Origin of the sequence: Micromonospora globispora (assembly GCF_003857015.1) — a bacterium.
Classification (GTDB): Bacteria; Actinomycetota; Actinomycetes; order Mycobacteriales; family Micromonosporaceae; genus Micromonospora; species Micromonospora globispora.
This window is the reverse complement of record NZ_QGGF01000528.1, coordinates 1-634: the sequence shown is the minus strand read 5'-3', so window position 1 is coordinate 634 and position 634 is coordinate 1. Positions and strand designations below refer to the sequence as shown.

The following is a 634-nucleotide window of genomic DNA, read 5'->3' as shown; positions in this document are numbered from 1 at the left end:
CCCGGAGGGCGCGGTCGCGGACTGGCGATGATCCGAGGTCTCGTCGACCACCTGGACGTCGTCCGCACCGACGTCGGCACCAGCCTCCACATGCGCCACCGCCTCGGTCGCCCGACCACCGTGACCAGCGGGGCCGTGCATCCGACGGCTACTCGCCGCCGCGACCCCACGGTCGATGAGATATCGATTCATGTCATCGAAACCCCGGACGGGAAGACGCTCGAAGTGCACGGCCCGGTGGACATGGTCACCACCCCCCGACTGCACGCCGCGATCCTGCAGGCCAACCGGGGCGGTGCGCTACCCCTCACCATCGACGTCAGCGCGGTCAGTCATCTCAGCAGCGCGGCCGTGCAACTCCTGCACCACCTCGCCGCGGACTTGGACCGCCTACGGGTCGCCGCCGAACCCGGCAGCCCCGCCGAGGCGGTGCTGACGCTGACCGGCCTGCAGGACCTGCTCACGCCCCCGGCACGCCCGGCCTCTGAGGAGGCGGGACCCGAGCTCGGGTGACCGGCCAGGGCGATCAACGCGATGCGGCACGCTCGCACTGACGCGGCGGCGGTCAGGCCGCCCCGTCGGTGAGGATCGGCAGGACGCCGGTCAGCTCGAGCACCCGTCGCACGTGGCCGGC

At 72.4% G+C, this 634-nt stretch carries 1 protein-coding gene; it reads left to right on the top strand.

What is annotated here, in order from left to right:
• Positions 1-513 (top strand): STAS domain-containing protein (locus DKL51_RS28015; protein ID WP_221623250.1); only part of this gene is annotated, 513 nt, incomplete at its 5' end.
• Positions 514-634: the final 121 nt, after the last annotated feature.